Annotated in this window: 18 protein-coding genes; 10 read left to right on the top strand and 8 right to left on the bottom strand. The window is 63.5% G+C overall.

Annotation, left to right across the window (positions count from 1 at the left end):
• Positions 1 to 20: 20 nt before the first annotated feature.
• Both yidD and yidC read left to right on the top strand, forming a co-directional pair.
• On the top strand, positions 21 to 251 hold the full coding sequence (gene yidD / locus AB3X95_RS26380; RefSeq protein ID WP_013091032.1) for a membrane protein insertion efficiency factor YidD: 231 nt from the start codon (positions 21 to 23) through the stop codon (positions 249 to 251).
• Between the two features lie 30 nt (positions 252 to 281).
• Positions 282 to 1,940 (top strand): membrane protein insertase YidC, encoded by a 1,659-nt coding sequence (yidC, locus tag AB3X95_RS26375; protein WP_176109866.1) that lies wholly within the window; start codon positions 282 to 284, stop codon positions 1,938 to 1,940.
• A gap of 96 nt (positions 1,941 to 2,036) precedes the next feature.
• Here yidC and AB3X95_RS26370 read toward each other — a convergent pair whose 3' ends face one another.
• Positions 2,037 to 2,444: an XRE family transcriptional regulator gene (locus AB3X95_RS26370; RefSeq protein WP_368584819.1), complete on the bottom strand. Its 408-nt coding sequence runs from the start codon at positions 2,442 to 2,444 to the stop codon at positions 2,037 to 2,039.
• Between the two features lie 380 nt (positions 2,445 to 2,824).
• Between AB3X95_RS26370 and mnmE the strand changes: the two genes are divergently transcribed.
• From mnmE to AB3X95_RS26355, 3 genes are all read left to right on the top strand, one after another.
• Positions 2,825 to 4,219, top strand: coding sequence for a tRNA uridine-5-carboxymethylaminomethyl(34) synthesis GTPase MnmE (gene mnmE / locus AB3X95_RS26365; RefSeq protein WP_368622953.1), 1,395 nt, complete (start codon positions 2,825 to 2,827; stop codon positions 4,217 to 4,219).
• A gap of 188 nt (positions 4,220 to 4,407) precedes the next feature.
• Positions 4,408 to 5,598, top strand: a complete 1,191-nt coding sequence (locus AB3X95_RS26360; protein WP_368622952.1) for a tyrosine-type recombinase/integrase — start codon at positions 4,408 to 4,410, stop codon at positions 5,596 to 5,598.
• 245 nt (positions 5,599 to 5,843) lie between these two features.
• Positions 5,844 to 6,005, top strand: a complete 162-nt coding sequence (locus AB3X95_RS26355; RefSeq protein WP_176109870.1) for a hypothetical protein — start codon at positions 5,844 to 5,846, stop codon at positions 6,003 to 6,005.
• 98 nt (positions 6,006 to 6,103) lie between these two features.
• Here AB3X95_RS26355 and AB3X95_RS26350 read toward each other — a convergent pair whose 3' ends face one another.
• Positions 6,104 to 6,433 (bottom strand): ecotin precursor, encoded by a 330-nt coding sequence (locus AB3X95_RS26350; protein WP_176122391.1) that lies wholly within the window; start codon positions 6,431 to 6,433, stop codon positions 6,104 to 6,106.
• A 273-nt stretch (positions 6,434 to 6,706) separates the two neighbouring features.
• Here AB3X95_RS26350 and AB3X95_RS26345 point away from each other — a divergent pair, with 273 nt between their 5' ends.
• Positions 6,707 to 7,822, top strand: a complete 1,116-nt coding sequence (locus AB3X95_RS26345; protein WP_368622951.1) for a diguanylate cyclase — start codon at positions 6,707 to 6,709, stop codon at positions 7,820 to 7,822.
• Between the two features lie 27 nt (positions 7,823 to 7,849).
• Here AB3X95_RS26345 and AB3X95_RS26340 read toward each other — a convergent pair whose 3' ends face one another.
• Positions 7,850 to 8,689 carry an SDR family NAD(P)-dependent oxidoreductase gene (locus AB3X95_RS26340; protein ID WP_368622950.1) on the bottom strand — a complete coding sequence of 280 codons (840 nt, stop codon included), beginning with the start codon at positions 8,687 to 8,689 and terminating at the stop codon, positions 7,850 to 7,852.
• Between the two features lie 174 nt (positions 8,690 to 8,863).
• On the opposite strand from AB3X95_RS26340, the gene AB3X95_RS26335 reads away from it, so the two are divergent.
• Complete coding sequence (locus AB3X95_RS26335) at positions 8,864 to 9,799, top strand: GlxA family transcriptional regulator (RefSeq protein WP_368622949.1); 936 nt, start codon at positions 8,864 to 8,866, stop codon at positions 9,797 to 9,799.
• A gap of 103 nt (positions 9,800 to 9,902) precedes the next feature.
• Positions 9,903 to 10,328: an HIT family protein gene (locus AB3X95_RS26330; RefSeq protein ID WP_018436978.1), complete on the top strand. Its 426-nt coding sequence runs from the start codon at positions 9,903 to 9,905 to the stop codon at positions 10,326 to 10,328.
• 203 nt (positions 10,329 to 10,531) lie between these two features.
• Here AB3X95_RS26330 and AB3X95_RS26325 read toward each other — a convergent pair whose 3' ends face one another.
• Positions 10,532 to 10,711: a hypothetical protein gene (locus AB3X95_RS26325; protein WP_176109876.1), complete on the bottom strand. Its 180-nt coding sequence runs from the start codon at positions 10,709 to 10,711 to the stop codon at positions 10,532 to 10,534.
• 492 nt (positions 10,712 to 11,203) lie between these two features.
• Between AB3X95_RS26325 and sap1 the strand changes: the two genes are divergently transcribed.
• The gene (gene sap1 / locus AB3X95_RS26320; protein WP_013091020.1) at positions 11,204 to 11,542 is read left to right on the top strand and encodes a surface attachment protein Sap1; all 339 of its coding nucleotides are present in this window, start codon (positions 11,204 to 11,206) and stop codon (positions 11,540 to 11,542) included.
• A 253-nt stretch (positions 11,543 to 11,795) separates the two neighbouring features.
• On the opposite strand, the gene araH is transcribed toward sap1, so the two are convergent.
• From araH to AB3X95_RS26300, 4 genes are all read right to left on the bottom strand, one after another.
• Entirely contained in the window at positions 11,796 to 12,800 is a 1,005-nt protein-coding gene (araH, locus tag AB3X95_RS26315; RefSeq protein WP_018436979.1) for an L-arabinose ABC transporter permease AraH, read from the bottom strand.
• 74 nt (positions 12,801 to 12,874) lie between these two features.
• Complete coding sequence (araG, locus tag AB3X95_RS26310) at positions 12,875 to 14,434, bottom strand: L-arabinose ABC transporter ATP-binding protein AraG (protein WP_368622948.1); 1,560 nt, start codon at positions 14,432 to 14,434, stop codon at positions 12,875 to 12,877.
• 93 nt (positions 14,435 to 14,527) lie between these two features.
• Entirely contained in the window at positions 14,528 to 15,532 is a 1,005-nt protein-coding gene (locus AB3X95_RS26305; protein ID WP_176122396.1) for an arabinose ABC transporter substrate-binding protein, read from the bottom strand.
• A gap of 178 nt (positions 15,533 to 15,710) precedes the next feature.
• Positions 15,711 to 17,159, bottom strand: coding sequence for an aldehyde dehydrogenase family protein (locus AB3X95_RS26300; RefSeq protein ID WP_368622947.1), 1,449 nt, complete (start codon positions 17,157 to 17,159; stop codon positions 15,711 to 15,713).
• Between the two features lie 170 nt (positions 17,160 to 17,329).
• On the opposite strand from AB3X95_RS26300, the gene AB3X95_RS26295 reads away from it, so the two are divergent.
• Positions 17,330 to 18,307, top strand: coding sequence for a LysR family transcriptional regulator (locus AB3X95_RS26295; protein ID WP_176109880.1), 978 nt, complete (start codon positions 17,330 to 17,332; stop codon positions 18,305 to 18,307).
• Positions 18,308 to 18,376: the final 69 nt, after the last annotated feature.

The following is an 18,376-nucleotide window of genomic DNA, read 5'->3' as shown; positions in this document are numbered from 1 at the left end:
GCCGTACGGCCGCATCTGCCATGCAAACGGTACTTCTCGCTTTATTGCGTTTTTACAAGCTTGCCGTGAGCCCCATGCTCGGCAACCGGTGCCGTTTTTACCCTTCCTGCTCTGATTACGCGCGCGAGGCAATCCAGTATCATGGCGCCGCGCGCGGGACTTATCTCGCCGTGAGGCGTGTTTGCCGCTGTCACCCGTTTTCCGCGGGCGGCATCGATCTCGTCCCGCCACCCACTTCTGAAAAGCGCTGACGCGCCGTTCCATCGACACTGAGACAACGCATGGATATCAAACGCACCGTCCTATGGGTCATCTTTTTTATGTCAGCTGTCATGCTGTTCGACAACTGGCAACGCGACCACGGACGCCCGTCGATGTTCTTCCCGAGCACGACGCCAACCCAGACCGCCGGCACTGCCGCGCCGGGCACCACGACGCCGGGCACCCAGCCGGCCGACCTGCCGGCCACTAACGCGGCCGCGCCCGGCAACGCGCCGGCGGCCGAGCAATCGCATCTCGTGAAGTTCGGCACAGACGTCTACACCGGCGAAATCGACACCCGCGGCGGCACACTGTCGCGCCTGTCGCTCATCAAGCAGGGCGACGGCAAGCAGCCGGATCTCGTGATTACGCTGTTCGACAAGACCAACAGCCACACGTATCTCGCACGCACCGGCCTGCTCGGCGGCGACTTCCCGAATCACAACGACGTCTTCACGCTGATGCCGAATCAGCCGACCCAGCTGGCGGAAGGTCAGAACTCGTTCCAGATGAGTTTCGAGTCGCCGGAAAAGGGCGGCCTCCGGGTCATCAAGACGTACACCTTCACGCGCGGCAGCTACGTGATCGGCGTCGAGACGAAGGTCCAGAACGTCGGCACCTCGCCGGTGACGCCGCAGGTCTATATGGAACTCGTGCGCGACGACCAGCCGGTCGAAACGCCGCGCTTCTCGCACACGTTCATCGGACCGGCCGTCTACACGGACGAGCATCACTTCCAGAAGATGACGTTCAGCGATCTCGACAAGAACAAGCAGAACTTCGTGGCGTCGGCCAACGACGGCTGGGTCGCGATGGTCCAGCACTACTTCGCGTCGGCCTGGATTCCGCAGGAAGGCGTGAAGCGTGACTTCTACGCCGAGAAGATCGATCCGTCGCTGTATCGCGTCGGTATGAAGCAGGCAATGCCGACCATCCAGCCGGGCCAGACCGTCAGCGTGTCCGCGCGTCTGTTCGCCGGTCCGGAAGAAGAGCAGATGCTCGCGGGCATCGCGCCGGGCCTCGATCTGGTGAAGGACTATGGCTGGGTCACGATCATCGCGAAGCCGCTGTTCTGGCTGCTGTCGAAGATCCACAGCTACGTCGGCAACTGGGGCTGGTCGATCGTGCTGCTCACGCTGCTGATCAAGGCGGTGTTCTTCCCGCTGTCGGCCGCGAGCTACAAGTCGATGGCGCGCATGAAGGCGATCACGCCGCGCATGCAGGCACTGCGCGAGCGCTTCAAGGGCGATCCGCAGAAGATGAACGCGGCGCTGATGGAGCTGTACAAGACCGAGAAGGTCAATCCGTTCGGCGGCTGTCTACCGGTCGTGATCCAGATTCCGGTGTTCATCTCGCTGTACTGGGTGCTGCTGTCGTCGGTGGAAATGCGCGGCGCGCCGTGGATTTGGTGGATTCAGGATCTGTCGCAGCAGGACCCGTATTTCATCCTTCCGGTGCTGATGGCCGTATCGATGTTCCTGCAGACCAAGCTGAACCCGACGCCGCCAGACCCGGTTCAAGCCAAGATGATGATGTTCATGCCGATCGCGTTCTCGGTGATGTTCTTCTTCTTCCCCGCGGGTCTCGTGCTGTACTACGTCGTGAACAACGTGCTGTCGATCGCGCAGCAGTACTACATCACGCGGATGATGGGCACTTCGAAGGCGAAGCCGGCCTGATATTGCGTCGCAAAGCTGAAAACGAAAAGCCGCCCGGCGCGAACCGGGCGGCTTTTTTCATGGTGCGGTCGAAGCAAATGCGACGGTTTTCGACGTTCACTCTTCGTCGGAATCTTCGCCGTAAAAGCGCACGATCATTTCCTCGACCAGATTCCGATCCTTTGGGGTCAACGATGCAATCTTCGACGCGAGCTCGATCGTTTCGGGTGTCGGCGGATATTTTTCGCCACGGGCCATCGGCCGTGCGCTGGCGCCGGGCGGCGGTCCGTAATGGAGCCAGTGCTCGTTGACGTTCAACCATTCGGCGAGCGTGCGCAACTTGTCCGGCTTCGGAATCGTCGTACCCGTCAGCCATTTGTGCGCGGTCTGGGGTGTTACGGGACGCTCGCCGTGATAGCGAAGATTGAACTGCTCGGCGAGTTTCGTCCCGCCGCGGATTTTCAGCGGCTCGAGCAGATCCTTCAGCCTCTTGGCGAAGGCGGCTTTTTCTTTGTCGGTCGGCATGGGCCAGATTGTGCAATTCAGCGTTCGACCAGTTGACAACCGACCAAGCTTTGTTTTCTCTTATTTGAGATAGTTTTAGCTTGCAGCGTGCGCCCGATAAAGCGTTGCCCGAATTCGATTTTTTTCATCTCTTTATTGACTGGCTTGGCTTTGCCTGAACAGCAGGTGCTGCCGAGTCTCAATTATTCTTAAGTAGCGCGATAATAATCCTAGCTTACTTGAGATAAATCTGAGATGTTCAAGCGATAGCGAAAACAGACGCGTCACCCGCTTCGTGTCCTTCCCGCGAGCCCTTTCGTCAGAAGCGCGCGCGTTACAATGCCTCGCGCCGACTCGACCAACGCGGCCCTGCCCTTCCCCTCCCGTTTCGCAGACTTCACATGCACACGACCGACTCCGATCCCATCGTTGCCATTGCTACCGCGCCCGGCCGGGGAGGCATCGGCGTCGTGCGGATTTCGTTCGGCCGTGCCGGCGCGGCGGCGGCCCAGCCTTTGATGCAGGCCCTCACCGGCCAGACGCTCGCGGCGCGTCACGCGAGCTACGTGCCGTTTCTCGACGCGAGCGGCAATCCGCTCGACCGCGGCATCGCGCTGTACTTTCCGGCGCCGCATTCGTATACCGGCGAGCACGTGCTCGAACTGCAGGGCCATGGCGGGCCGGTCGTGCTGCAATTGGTCCTGCAGCGCTGCATCGACGCCGGCCGCGCGTTCGGCCTGCGGCTCGCCGAGCCCGGCGAATTCACGCGTCGCGCGTTTCTGAACGACAAGCTCGACCTCGCGCAGGCCGAAGCCGTCGCCGATCTGATCGAGGCGAGCACCGAGGCCGCCGCGCGTTCAGCCGGCCGCTCGCTCGACGGCGCGTTCTCGCGCGACATCCACGCGCTGGTCGAAGAGGTGATCACGCTGCGGATGCTGGTCGAAGCGACGCTGGACTTCCCGGAAGAGGAAATCGACTTCCTCGAAGCCGCCGACGCGCGCGGCAAGCTCGCGCGCATTCGCGAGCGTCTCGCGCATGTGCTGAGCGAGGCACGCCAGGGAGCGCTGCTGCGCGAGGGTTTGTCGGTCGTGCTGGCGGGGCAGCCGAACGTCGGCAAGTCGTCGCTGCTGAATGCGCTCGCTGGCGCCGAACTCGCGATCGTCACACCGATCGCCGGCACGACTCGCGACAAGGTCGCGCAGACAATCCAGATCGAAGGCATCCCGCTCCACGTGATCGACACGGCGGGCCTGCGCGACACCGAGGACGAGGTCGAGAAGATCGGCATCGAGCGTACATGGGGCGAGATCGAGCGCGCGGACGTGGTGCTGCATCTGCTCGACGCGCGCGCCGGCATGACGACCGACGACGAAACGATCGCCGGACGTTTTCCGCGCGGAGTGCCGGTCGTGCGTGTGCTGAACAAGACCGACCTGACCGAACTCGCGCCCGCCACGCAGGCGCTCGACGCCGATCTCGAACTCAGCGAGGTGCGGCTCTCGGCGAAGAAGGGTGACGGCGTCGCGTTGTTGCGCGACGAACTGCTGCGGATTGCCGGCTGGCAGGCGGGCGCGGAGAGCGTCTATCTCGCGCGCGAGCGTCACCTGATTGCATTGCGTGCGGCCGACGAGCATCTGGCGACCGCTGCCGCGCATGCGGAGCAGAACGCGCAGGCACTCGATCTGTTCGCCGAGGAATTGCGGCTCGCGCAGGATCAGTTGAATTCGATCACGGGTGAGTTCAGCTCGGACGATCTCCTCGGAGTGATTTTCAGCCGATTCTGTATCGGCAAGTAACGCCGAACTCGCGAGTCAGCAGAATTCCGCGGCGACATAACGTTCTGCGGTCGAATAGCCGCTGCTGCCACGCAATCGAAAATCGCATTCTGTCAACCAAAAACCCCTAAGATTTTTGGTACACAACCGTGGTAAAAGTCTAAAATCCCCGCTGTCCGAACCTTAACGACGTACAGCGTCCCCAAAGCATGCCCCGCCTCGCCACCCCGCTCACCGAATCCGAGATCCGCGCGCTCAAACCGCGCGCGACCCGCTACTGTGTCGCCGACGGCAACGGCCTCGTGATCGAAGTCATGACGACCGGCACCAAGGTCTGGCGCTTCCGCTATACGTTGAATGGCAAGCGTCAGCCGCTCGCGACGATCGGCGATTACCGGATGATTTCGCTGCGCGTCGCGCGCGCGAAGGCCCAGAGGTACGCGGCACTCGTCGCGCAGGGCATCTCGCCGGTCGCGACCGCGCGGCGCGATCGAGGTGCCGAAAGCAAGGCCGACGTGCTGCGCGAAGCGGCCGAGCTTTATCTCGCGACGGCGCTAGCCGGCAAGTCGGACGAATATCGCCGCACCACCCGGCGCGCGCTCGACAAGGACGTGCTGCCCGCGATCGGCAACAAGCCGATCGGCGCGGTCACCGCTGACGACATCGTCGCGATCTGTGAGCGCATCAAAAGCCGCGGCGCGCCGAAAATGGCGCTGCACACGCGCAACGTCGTGAAGCGCCTGTACGCATACCTGATCGCACGTCAGCTTGCGACCAGCAACCCCGCGGAAGTCGTGCCGGCGCGCTCGATCGCGACCTTCGACAGCCGCACCCGCGTGCTGTCCGGCGCCGAGATCGGCGTCATGCTGCGCACCATCGACACGTCGAATATCCGCCGTCCGCTGAAGCTAGCGCTGCACCTGCTGGTGCTGACGATGGCGCGCAAATCGGACCTCATCGAATCCAGATGGGCCGAGTTCGATCTCGACAACGCGCTATGGACAATCCCCGCTGCCCGCCTGAACGCGCGCGAGGACCGCATCGTACGTCTGCCGCGTCAGGCGGTTGCGCGGCTGCGCGAGCTGCAGCGCGCGCGCACCAGCGAGACGTACGTGTTCCCGAGCGTCAGGGGCGACGATCGGCCGATCGCGAAAAGTACGCTGAACCAGGCGGTCAAGGCATTGGGGCTCGACGTCGAGCATTTCGTGCTGCATGACTTTCGTCGCACCGCGTCGACGCATCTGCGCGACATGGAGCAGCAATCAGCCGCGACACGCGACATCACGAATCGTGAAGCAACCGACGAAGCAGCGCGGGACCGTCGCATGCTTCAGAGTTGGGCGGACTTTGTCGATAGCCAGATGGAAGTCGCACGGCAGACCGCGAACGGGAAGGCTTGACGGCATCGTCATGGGTTTTGGCGAGATGTGACGCTTGCCGCCATGCCGGAATCGGGATGGTACACAGGCCGATGCGACCTCGTCGCAAACCTAATCAAACAAAGGAAAGTCATTAAAAAATAAGGTTTCTAAACCGCGCGAAAATGCGCCTTTTTCCGCTATTCACGACCGTTTCACATCATCGTTCTTTCCCCGCTTCCTTCGCCTACACTGAGAGATGGATGCAAGCAGATACGGAGGTTTCGATGCCTGAATCAATGCTCGCCTATCTGATGGGGCCTGCGGTCATGCTGGTGGTCGGCTTCGCCATCTGGATGATGTCGCGTCACCGCGACCCGTCCAAACCGCCCAAGCTCGAGCGCTGGCTCGACACGCATTACGCGGAGTGGCTGCATCACAAGCATTAAGGCGTGCCTCAATGAAAAAAGGCCGTCGCATCGAGCGACGGCCTTTTTGTCTGCGCGCTGCCAGTCTGGATCATCCGCGCATCAGAACCATGCCACGTTCACCACTGCGGCTCGGGTTGCGGCTGTGCATAGCCGTACTGTCCGGGCGGCGGTGCGCCGCACGCGACATAGGCGCGCTGATACTGGTCATAGCAATAGCCGGGCGGCGGTGCCACGTAGGCCGGCGCGGGCTGATACGCGGGCTCGGCATAAACCGGCTGCGGATACGCGACCAATGGTGCCGGCGTCAACGCCGAGCTGACCACCGCGCCCAGCACCGCGCCGCCGATCAGCGCACCCAACACGTCGCCGCCGTGTCCGTGCGCGGACGCCTGGGCCGCCACCGTCAAACTACCCGCCATTACCAACGCCGCTGCGATCTTTTTCATATTGAGCTCCCGCCGTTCAAGCATGGACGAATTGTCGCTGGCGCGGGCGGAAATAGATGCTGCAGTTGGTAACCGGACATTAACTCTGTAACAGGCGCATAACGTCGGAAGCGTCAGCCTACGCAGAGCATTGCGCCGCTTCAGCGAGGACGATTGCCGGGCTGGTCTTGTCGCGGGCGCCGACTATTATCTGACCAAAGGCAATGGTCAAAGAGCGCCCCGCCTCTCCGCAATCTGACGTGCCTTCCCTGACCTTCATTCGCGCTGAACCACATGGACACCTCTAAACCGCCCCAGAACGTCGCAACGCTGCATCCCGCAGACGAAGCACAGGCGCAGGCGCATGCGCTCGTCGCGGAGGATCCACCGCGTCTCGCCATCGACGACTCGTTCGCGCGCATCCTCGCCGGCGCGCCGGCGGGCGAGTGCCCGATCACGGTGCTGCTGGTCGATGACCAGTCGGTCATCGCCGACGCGGTGCGCGAGGCGCTCGCCGACGAGCCGGGCGTCGACTTTCACTACTGCGCGTCCTGGGAAGACGCGGTGCGCTGCGCCGAGGAAACTCGCGCGACGGTGATTCTGCAAGATCTCGCGATGCCGGGCGCCGACGGTCTGACGCTGGTGCGGCAATATCGGCTGAACGCGGCCACGCGCGACATCCCGATCATCGCGCTATCGACCAAAGAAGAGCCGCTCGTCAAAAGCGCGGCGTTCGCGGCCGGCTCGAACGATTACCTCGTCAAGCTGCCGGATCGCATCGAGCTGATCGCGCGCATCCGCTATCACTCGCGCTCGTATCTGAACCTGCAGCAGCGCGACGAGGCATACCGCGCGCTGCGGCAGTTAAAGCAGCAACTACTGGCGACGAATCTGGAGTTGCAGCGGCGCACGCATTCGGACGGTCTGACCGGCCTGTCGAACCGCCGCTACCTGGACCAGCATCTGGCCGACGAATGGCGCCGCGGCACGCGCGACAACACCGGCCTCGGCCTCCTGATGATCGACGTCGATCACCTAAAGGCCTACAACGACACCTACGGGCACGTCGCCGGCGACGAAGTGCTGAAGAGCGTCGCGCATACGATCGAAGCGTGCCTCGGCCATTCACCGGATCTCGCCGCGCGCTTCGGCGGCGAGGAGTTCGCGGTGGTCGTGCCGGGCACGTCGGCGGGCGGCTTGCGCCTGCTCGCGGAGAAAATCCGCATCGCTGTCGAAGACCTTGCGATCACGCATGCGGGCTCGGCAGAGGGTGTCGTCACGGTCAGCATCGGCGCGGCGATGGTGCTGCCGTCGGCGGCCGAACCGGTCACGTCGCTGATCGAGGCCGCCAGCGTCGGCCTGTATCGCGCGAAACACGACGGCAAGAATCAGGTCGCGGTGAGCGGCTGAGTCTTGCGCTGCCCTACCCCCTTTGTTTCACGCCGCCATGGCGCGCGTATAGCGCTCGGCCGGCGCGCTGCGCGACAGATTCGGCTGCAGATGCAGACGCGCGCTGTTCAGACGCTCCCAGTCGGCGGCATCGGGCAACGACGGGATCGTCACCAGCTCACCCTGGTCGAGACCGGCAAGCGCCGCGTCGACCATGTCCTCGGCGCTCATCACGATCTGCGCAGGCAGGTTCTCGACCGCGAGACCCGCGCGATCCCAGAACGCGGTACTCGTCGCGCCCGGCAGCACCGCCTGCAGCCGCACACCCTTGCCGCCCACCTCGTGATGCAGCGACTGCGTGAGGTTCAGCACGTACGCCTTGGTGCCGCTATAGGTGCCGTTCAGCAATTCCGGCGACAGCGCGACGATCGACGAGATATTGATCACCGTGCCCGCGCCACGCGCGATGAAACCCGGCAACACGGCCGCCGTCAGGCGCGTGAGCGACGTGACGTTCAGGTCGATCATCTTCTCGAGTTCATCGATATCGGAGTCGAGCAGCGTCGCGGTCGCGCCGACGCCCGCGTTGTTGACCAGCATCGTGATGCCGCGCTCGGCGCGCAACTCGTTCTCGATGCGGCGCACGTCGGCCTTGTCGGTCAGATCGGCGCTGACGGTGCTCACGCGCCGGCCGGTCTCCTTCGTCAGCCGCTCGGCTAGGCTGCTGAGGCGCGCGCCGTCGCGCGCGATCAGCAGCAGATCGTAGCCGCGTCGCGCGAGCCGGTCCGCGTAGACCGCACCGATCCCCGACGATGCGCCAGTGATCACCGCCGTGCCCTTACCTCCGTTCGAATCGCCTTGTACGCCCTTCTCTGCCTGCGTTGTCATTGAAGCTCTCCTTGCGGGCTGCGCACGATGCGACCGCCCTGACTGGTGAATGGGAACATCCGTGAACTCGCCGTCTCGCAGCTTTCGCACTGATGCGGCGGTGTTGACGAGCTGAGTCTAAGCGCGTACCGTCTTGTCTCAAATGTCATATTTCCCTCGTTTCAGGACATCGCAATGAAACGCATAGGCGTAGTGGTGTTTCCGGGCTTCCAGATCCTCGACATGGTCGCGGTATCGATTTTCGAACTCGCCAATCAGCACACCGACGAACCCGCGTACGACGTCACGGTGATCTCCGAGCACGGTGGCATGGTGCGCAGCTCGGCAGGGGTCGAGGTCGCGACCCGGCCGTTCGGCGATCCCGCCTACGACACGGTGATCGTCACCGGCGCGATGGAAATCGCGCCGTCGTCGCCGGGACTGCTCGCGTTTCTGAACGAGGCCCTCGCCGCCTCACGCCGCACCGCGAGCATTTGCACCGGCGCGTTCGTCCTCGCCGAAGCGGGCATCCTGGACGGCCGCCACGCGACCACTCATTGGGCGCATGCGCGCGATCTGCAGCGGCGCTTTCCGCGCGCGCGGGTCGATGAGGACCGCATCTTCATCGTCGACGGCTCGGTGTGGACGTCGGCCGGCATGACCGCGTGCATCGATCTGTGCCTCGCGCTGGTCGAGAACGACCTCGGCGTCGCGGCGTCGCGCGCGATCGCGAAAAAGCTCGTCGTCTATCACCGCCGCACCGGCGGGCAGTCGCAATACTCGGCGATGCTCGATCTCGAACCGAAGTCCGATCGGATCCAGAACGCGCTGTCGTATGCGAAGAGTCATCTGCGCGAGCCGCTGAGCGTCGAGCAGCTCGCCGACGTCGCGCATCTGAGCCCGCGTCAGTTCAGCCGCGCGTTTCGCGACGAGACTCGCCAGTCGCCGGCCCGCGCGATCGAGGCGCTGCGCGTCGAAGCGGCCCGCACGATGCTCGAAACCGGCCGTCATTCGATCGAAACGGTCGCAGCCGACACTGGCTTCATCGACCCCGAGCGGATGCGGCGCGCGTTTTTGCGCGCCTTCGGCCAGCCGCCTCAAGCGATCCGGCGCGCCGCACGCGTGGCGTAAGCATTCGGGTAGAAAATAGGAAGCCCGCGATGCGGAGCTGCGCGAAACCGCAGCGTCCCGCTCGACCCATGAATCGAAACCAGATCAAACGAAAGGAAACGCGATGAGCTACAACGACAGCAACCCGTTCGCCAAAATCTTGCGCGGCGAACTACCGTGTATCAAGGTGGCCGAAAACGACCAGGCGCTGGCTTTCATGGACTTGATGCCGCAAGCCGACGGTCATCTGCTCGTCGTGCCGAAGGAAGCGGTCGCGGAGATTTTCGATCTGTCGGATGTGGCGCTCGTCGCGTCCGCGCGCATGGCGCAAAAGCTCGCGATCGCGGTGCGCGCGGCACTGCGTCCGGACGGCGTGTTCATCGGCCAGTTCAACGGCGCGGCGGCGGGACAGACGGTGCCGCACGTCCATTTCCATGTGATTCCGCGCTGGGAAGGCCAGCCGCTGAAGCTGCATGCGCGCGAGGTCGCCGACGCCGACACACTTGAAGCGCTCGCCAAACGGATTCGCGCACACTGGCGCGCCCATTGAAGCGCGACCTGTGCGCCTGCCGACACATTGCCGCGCCAGGCATAACGGTCACGTGCGGTAACAACTGTAAAAGCCGTTGAAACCCACCGATTGGCGCGTCGCGACTAGACTGCTATTGCCTTGTGTTCCAGGCATTGAGTGTGGATCTCTTTTTTAGCCTGCCCTTGTGGCAGGCTTTTTTCTTCAGGGGTCCGCTCGCAGCCTCAGAGCCGATCGCGAGAACGGCGTAGCGGATGGCGCCAGTCGATGCGCCGCGGACGCGGTGACAACGGCCGACCGTCGTGCAGGTCGCGATGTTCTTGCCACAGTTCGTCGGAAAAAAGAAACATCACGATCAGCAGCGGAACGACCAGAAAAATCCCGAGTATTACGTGCTCGTTCACGATAGCCTCCAAGTGCGGGAGATTTGTTCCAATTGTAGAGCAGCGCCTGTATCCGCAAGCCGTTGCAGGCCCTTCACGAAAGCTGCGGGAGACGGCTGGCACTATTTGTTTTCTGCACCTGCCGCGTTATTGCACGTAGCGGCTTTCGCCCGCCGAATGACTTTGTGTGCGACGCACAAACTGGTTGATTAAATTGTACTAAATCACTTAATTGGAGCTACGCGTTTACGCGAATACGGGCGCAAAGCTTTACCAGTTAAAGCGATGAGCGAGTTGGACTTTTAGTAATTCTTTTCATTGCTATTCGATCACGCGTCTGCTCAAGCTTTAATCAGCCCTGAGAGCGGGTGCGACAATTAGCCACTGTTGCGACCGCACACAAGATGTGCTTGTCGTTCTTCTTGGTTCTCCTAAAGTGAAAGCTGTGGGTCCATCGTTAAAGTTAAATGCATAGCTAACCGAGTATTTTTTCGGCCCGCCCCGGAGGAATAAATGAAAACTCGAATTGCCGTTGTTTTCGCCATCGCGGGTTTGGCTGCCGCTAGCGTTCAGGCGCAAGACGTCGTGATCAAGCCGCAGCAAACGATCCAGTTCAAGGCCAATGCGTATGGCTGCGTATCGAAGGACAAGCTCGATGCCGTCGATCACCATGCGCAAGCCGGTGAACAGCAGCAGATGCAGGAATTCTTCTCCGGATATCAATGCGTATCGACACCGACCGACTCGAGTTTCCGGGTGGTGCGCGTGGTCGGCCACGACGTCGAGTTCGTGAATGCAGCCAATAGCGACACCGAGGGGCTCTGGGCGAACGACCGATTTATCAAGCAATAAGTACAACACCGGTATTCCGGCAAAAGCCGGAACACGGTCGCATGCGTCTGCACTGCGGCTTTAAAGTCGCAGCCGTGAACGTGTGAGCTAAAAAAGGACGGCTTGGGCATTCAGATGCCAAGCCGTTTTTTTTATTACTTTTCATACAGGCCGGGCTTCACGCGCAATAAAAAAGCCGATGCGGGTTTTATCCACCCGCATCGGCAGTACGCCTTCTCGCAAAGCGCAGGAACCGGCCAGGTGCAGCGGCGCGTCAGTGCACGCGCTTGCTGCGGCGGAACTGGTCGAACAGCACCGCGAGCAGCAGGATGCCGCCGCGGATCAGGTATTGATAGAACGTCGGCACGTTAAGCAGGCTCATCGCGTCCTGTACCGAACCCATGATCAGCACGCCGACCAGCACGCCGGAGATGGTCGCGACACCTCCTGTCAGCGACACGCCGCCGAGCACGCAAGCGGAAATCACGCCGAGTTCGAGCCCGACCGACGTCTTCGGATCGCCGAGACTCATGCGCGACGCGAGCATCACGCCCGCGAAGCCGGTCACGAGCCCTTGCAGCACGAATACGGTGATCTTGATCCGCGTGACGGGCAGCCCCGCGAGCACGGCCGCTTCGCTATTGCCGCCGACGGCCAGCACGTTCTTGCCGAACACGGTTTTTTTCAGCAGGAAGCCGAACAGCACGAAGCCGATGATGTTGCTCCAGATCGGATAAGAAATGCCGAGGAACGAGCCACCGCCGAGATCGAAAAAGCGCTCCTCGGAGATCATCACCGCGTCGCCGTTCGACGTGATGTAGGCGAGGCCGCGCACGACCTCCATCATCGCGAGCGTGACGATCAGCGAGTTGATCTTGTAGCGCGCGACCAGCGTGCCGTTGACGAGCCCGACCGCGCCGCCCGCGAGCACGCCGGCCGCGACGCCGACGAACACGCTATGTGTCGCGGTGATCAGCACGGAAGCCACCACGCCGGAAAACGCGACGATCGACGCGACCGACAGGTCCACCTCGCCGAGCGCGAGCACGAACATCATCGTGACTGAGATCGAGCCGATCAGCGTGACCGACAGCAGCAAGCCCTGGATATTGCGCGAGCTCAGAAAGCCCGGGACCGTGAACGACAGCACCGCGAACAGGATGATGAACACCATCACGATGCCGGATTTGTTGATCAGGTCCCAGGTGCGCGCGGCACGCGCGGTCAAGCCGGCGGAGGCGACGGCGGGGGTCGAGGAATCGGTGGAAGGTATGCTCATGATGTCTGTTCCATTCAATGCCGTATTCGTTGCGGTATTCGATAAGAGGTCTGGTGGCGAGAGCCGTTGGCCGATCAGCGCGGCAACGCCAGCTTGATCAGCGCATCCGGCGTGGCTTGCGCCTTCGGCAGATCGCCGACGATGCGGCCTTCCTTCATCACGATCACGCGATCGGTCACGCCGATCACTTCGGCGAGATCGCTCGATACGACGATGACCGTGCGGCCCGCCTCGGCGAGCCCATACAACAGCCCGTAAATCTCGCTACGAGCCCCGACGTCGATGCCGCGCGTCGGCTCGTCCATCAGGAACACGTCGATTTCTTCGGCGAGCCAGCGCGACAGGATCACCTTCTGCTGATTGCCGCCGGACAGCGTGCCGATCGGCGTGTCGCCGTTGCGGGTCTTGATCGCGAGCTTGCCGATGAACTCACGCGTGGTCTGCGCTTCCTTGCGGCCGTTGAGCACGTTGAAGCGACTGAAGTGGCGCCGGCAGCTGATGTTCAGGTTGTCCGACACCGACGCGATGGAAACGATGCCTTCCTGCTTGCGATCCTCGGGACACAGCGCGACACCAGCGCGCACCGCGTCGCGCGGCGTGGCGAACTGCACGCGCTTGCCCTTCAGCGCGACCCCGCCGGCGCTCGGCTTGACCGCGCCGTAGATCAGCTTCATCAGCTCGGAGCGGCCCGCGCCGACGAGCCCGAAAAAGCCGACGATCTCCCCCTTGCGCGCCGAAAACGACGCCGGTTCGCGCAGGCCCGGTCCCATCAGACCGTCGACCTGAAGCTGCACGTCGCCGTGCTCGCGCGCGCGATAGCCGTACACATCGGTGATCGAGCGGCCCACCATGCAGCTGATCAGCCGATCGCGATCGAGTCCCGCGCCTGCCTCGAAGGTGTCGATGCGGCGGCCGTCGCGAAACACGGTGACGCGATCGCACAGTTCGTAGACTTCATCCATCCGGTGCGTGACGTAAATGATCGCGCGGCCTTCGGCCTTCAGCGCGCGGATGATGCGGAACAGTTGCGTGGTTTCGCGCGACGACAGCGAGCTGGTCGGTTCGTCGAACGCGATCACCCGCGCGTCGCGCATTAGCGCTTTGCCGATTTCGATCATCTGCCGCTGACCGATCGACAGATGCTTGACCTGCTGCGACGGATCGAGCTTTTCGCCGAGCCGTTCGAGCTCGCGCATCGCGCGCGCGACCAGGGCCTTTTCGTCCAGAACCCCGAAGCGATTCGGCAGCGCGCCGAGCATCAGGTTCTCGGCGACGGTCAGCTCCGGCACCAGATGCAGTTCCTGATAGATGATCGCGATGCCCGCGGCGATTGCCGCCTTGGTCGTCGCGAACTGCTGCTCGACGCCATCGAGCGACAGCGTGCCCGACACGGGATGATTGACGCCGGACAGCACCTTCAGCAGCGTCGACTTGCCGGCGCCGTTTTCGCCCATCAGGCCGTGCACCTCGCCGCGGCGCACTTCGAGCGACACCTGGTCGAGCGCGAGCACGCCCGGGAAGCGCACGGTGATGCCGTCGAGCTGGAGATAGGGGGCGTCGGATGCGGGCGTCGGTGCAGGCGAGGGCGCAAGCGCCGCGTCGCCGACATGAGACCCGGTGAATAAGGACGTCATCGGAAAAACCTCGAACGGATGGAACCAGAGCGGGCCACGCTCACGCTAAACCCAACGCGCGATGCGGCCCGCCGTCTGCTGCGAGAACTTCGCTTAAATACCCAGTTCCTTGCGCACGTCCTGCCAGTTGCTACGGACCATCAGCTTGCCGGTGGTCTGCGTATCGGCGGGCGGCTGCTTGCCGTTCTTGATCCATTCGACGAGGTTTTCGGTGCTCTCCTTGCCGTGGTTCGTCGAGCTGACCGCGATCGTGCCGTAGAAGCCCGTCGGTTCCTTCTTCTGGAACTCGGCGAACGCCTCGCCCGCGCCGTTGATGCCGACGCCGATCACGTCCGTGCCCGGAATGTGCAGCTGTTCGGTCGCGCGCACGCCGCCGAGCACGCTTTCCTCGTTGAGCGCGAAGATCACCCACTTCTTGATGTTCGGATGCTGCGCGAGCACCGGCGACACCGCGTTGAAGCCGCCTTCGTCGTCGGTGGTTTTCTGCGGCGCGTCGAAGATGTTTTCCTTCTTGAAGCCGCCGGCGAGCAGCGACTGCGTCGCGCCGTCGGTGCGCAGCTTCGCGGTCGGCAGTTCGTAGTCGGTGATGCGCAGCGCGCCGACTTCCTCGGGCTTCCAGCCGCGGCGCTTCATTTCCTCGGAGATCGCCGTGCCGACCTGATTGCCGATCTTGAACGCGGACATGCCGAGGTGCGGCACGTTGGCAAGCGGCTTGCCGGTCGAATCGACCAGCTGGTCGTCGACCGTCACGAACTTCATGTTGTAGCGCTTCGCGCGTGCCTGGATCGCCGGTCCGAGACGCACGTCGGGCGCGCAGATCACGAAGCCCTTCGCGCCTTGCGCGCCGAGGTTGTCGATCGCGGCCAGCACTTTTTCGCCGTCGGGCGTACCGATGTTGACGACCGAGAATCCGTCCTTCTGGCCGAGCGCGGTTGCGGCTTTCTGTTCGTTGATGAACCACGCCTGTTCCGGCATCTTCACGAGGAAGCCGACTTTGAGCGGCTCGTCCGCATGCGCGGACAGTTGCGCGGCAAACGGCGCGGCGAGGGCGGCGGCGGCGATCGCGGTCAGAGTCAAACGGCGAAGCTTGCTGGTCATCTACTGTCTCCTGAGGTTGAAAAGCTGCATTGATGTCGTGGTAGTTGCAGCGGGGTAACGCGGGCGGCGCCAGCCGACGCGCGGATCTGGGTGGATCTGGGCTCGGCAAGCCGGGCGATTCGTGGCGCGGGGCGCACGGTGAGTGGCGCGGCGAAAATCGTGGTGCGGCTCATCGGTTCTAGCCCGCCACGTACGCCGTTTTCACGGCGGTCCAGAACGCGGCGTCGCTCGCGCCATAGGCCGACGCCTTGCGCCCGCCGCCGGGTCCGTGATGTTCGACGGCCGTGGTCGGCAGGTTGATCGTGACGAGACCGCTCTGCACGTGGCGGCGGAAATGCCGCGCGCGTTCGAGCGAGCGCGTGCAAATGCCGGCGCACAATCCGTAGGTGGTGTCGTTCGCGAGATGCAGCGCGTGTTCGTAATCGTCCGCACGCAGCACGACCGCGAGCGGCCCGAAAATCTCTTCGCGCGCGATGCGATGCTCCGGTTCGCCGACAAACAGCGCCGGCTCGAAAAAATAGCCGCGCGTCGCGCGCTGCAGCTGCCTACCGCCGCGCAGCAACTGCGCGCCTTCCTGTTCGCCGATGTGCACGTATTCGAGATTGCGTTCGAGCTGCGCGGCGTTCGCCGCCGGGCCGATGTCGGTGCCGTGCTTCAGCGCGTGATCGACGGTGAGTTTCGCGAGCTTCGCCTGCAACGCGTCGACGAACTGCGCGAACACCGCGCGCTCGACGATCAGCCGCGCGGCCGCGGTGCTGCGCTGGCCCGTCGCGCTGAAGGCGCCGGTCAGCGCGGCATCGACCGCGCCGTCGAGATTGGCGTCGGCCAGCACGACGAACGGATTCTTGCCGCCCATCTCGAGCTGCACGCGTGCCTGGCGCGTCGCGGCGGCCTGTAGCACACGTGTGCCGGTATCGGACGAACCGGTGAAGCTGATCGCGGCGACGAGCGGATGCGCGACGATTCGCGCACCGACTTTGCGGCCGCTGCCCATCACGAGGTTGAACACGCCGGCCGGCAAGCCCGCGCGACTGACGATCGACGCGAGCGCCGCCGCGCAGGCCGGCACCGATTCGGCCGGCTTGTACACGACGCAGTTGCCATGCGCGAGCGCGGCACCGATCTTCGCCGCGGCGATCGCGAGCGGCGCGCTCCACGGCGCGATGACGCCGACCACCCCGAGCGGCTCGCGCGTCACGTCGATTTCGACGCCGGCGCGCGCGGACGCGAGCGGTTCGGCGAACGCGCGCAGCGCCTCGGCGGCGAACAGCTTGAACAGTTGCCCCGCGCGCGTCGCTTCGGCGAGCGCCTCAGGCAGCACCTTGCCGACTTCACGCGCGAGGAGACGCGCCAGTTCCTCGCGGCGCGCGAGCATTTCGCTGCCGATCGCGTCGAGCGCGTCGGCGCGGCGCTGCGCGGAGGCAAGCGACCAGTCGCGAAACGCCGCGTGCGCCGCCTCGATTGCGCTGTCGGTCTGCCGCACGTCGGCCCGCACGTATTCGCCGACCGGTTCGTCGAGGTCCGACGGATTGAGCGACACGCCCGCGGTCGCACCCGTCTCCCATCCGCCATTGATGTAATGGCGAAACGGGCTGGTAACGAGGGGGACGAGCGGATCGCGGTTCATCGGCGGAAAAGGCGCACCGGAAGTTCACAAAAGTCCACGAATGGTATGAGTCGTCCCAATAACTTTCCAATCCCTTTTTAGGCTTCTCCGATATCAGTTTCGATATGGCATCATGGGAACTTCAAAGCAGAACGTACAAACATCGCCCGTAAAAACCTGGAGACCCTGCGATGACGCGTAGCTATTCGAACTGGTTCGTGCGCGCGCGCCTGAAGACGCGCCAGTTGTTGCTGCTTGCCGCGATGGAGGAGGAGGGCAACGTGCGCCGCGCGGCTGACGTGCTCGGCATGACGCAGCCGGCCGCGTCGCGCCTGTTGAAAGAACTCGAGGACATGCTCGGCGTGAGCCTGTTCGACCGCACGCCGCACGGTATGCACGCGACGCTGTACGGCGAGGTGATGATCCGCCACGCGCGCATGGTGCTGTCGAACCTGAGCCAGGCGCACGACGAAATCTCGGCGCTGCGCTCGGGGCTTGCGGGTCAGGTGCGCATCGGCGTGATCGCCGCGGCTGCCGCGACGATGGTGCCGCGCGCGATCGCGAGCGTGAAGGAGCGTTATCCGCAGCTGCAGATCTGGACCGAGGTCGAGACCTCCGACGTGATGCTGCCGCGGCTCGCCGAAGGCGATCTCGACATCATGATCGGCCGCGTGCTCGAACGGCAGAATCAGTTCAAGACCGACGTGCGCTACGAACCGCTCGCCGACGAACCGCTGTGCGTGGTCGCCCGTCCTGGCCATCCGCTCGAAAACGAAACGGGATTGACGCTGCGCGGTATCGTCAACGCGGCGTGGGTGCTGCATCCGCCTGGCAGCGTGCTGCGCCACCGCTTCGATCTGATGTTTTCGCAGATTGGCCTGAATCCGCCGCAGAACGTCGTCAATACGAATAACTTCCTCGCGATTTCGAGTCTGCTGCTGCAAAGCGACATGTTGGCTGTATTGCCCGATGAAGTGGCGCGTCAGTACCAACAGTACGGGGTATTGAAACGCGTACCGATCGATTTACCGTGCAGGATGGACACATTCGGTATCATCACGCGCCAGTCGCATCTGTTGTCTCCGGCGGCCGCCGTCGTGCTCGAGGCGCTGCGGGAGGCGGCTCGCGACGTGTACGGCACCGCCATGGAACCGGTGGTGGCCCGCTAAATGCTTCCTTCCGTGTCATAGGCACCGGCCGACGGCGCGGGAGGAACAGACGATGTACAGCAAACACAA

This window comes from Paraburkholderia sp. BR13444 (assembly GCF_040948755.1).
Taxonomy (GTDB): Bacteria; Pseudomonadota; Gammaproteobacteria; order Burkholderiales; family Burkholderiaceae; genus Paraburkholderia; species Paraburkholderia youngii.
Note: the sequence above shows the minus strand (reverse complement) of the source record. Positions and strands in the feature narration are given on the sequence as shown.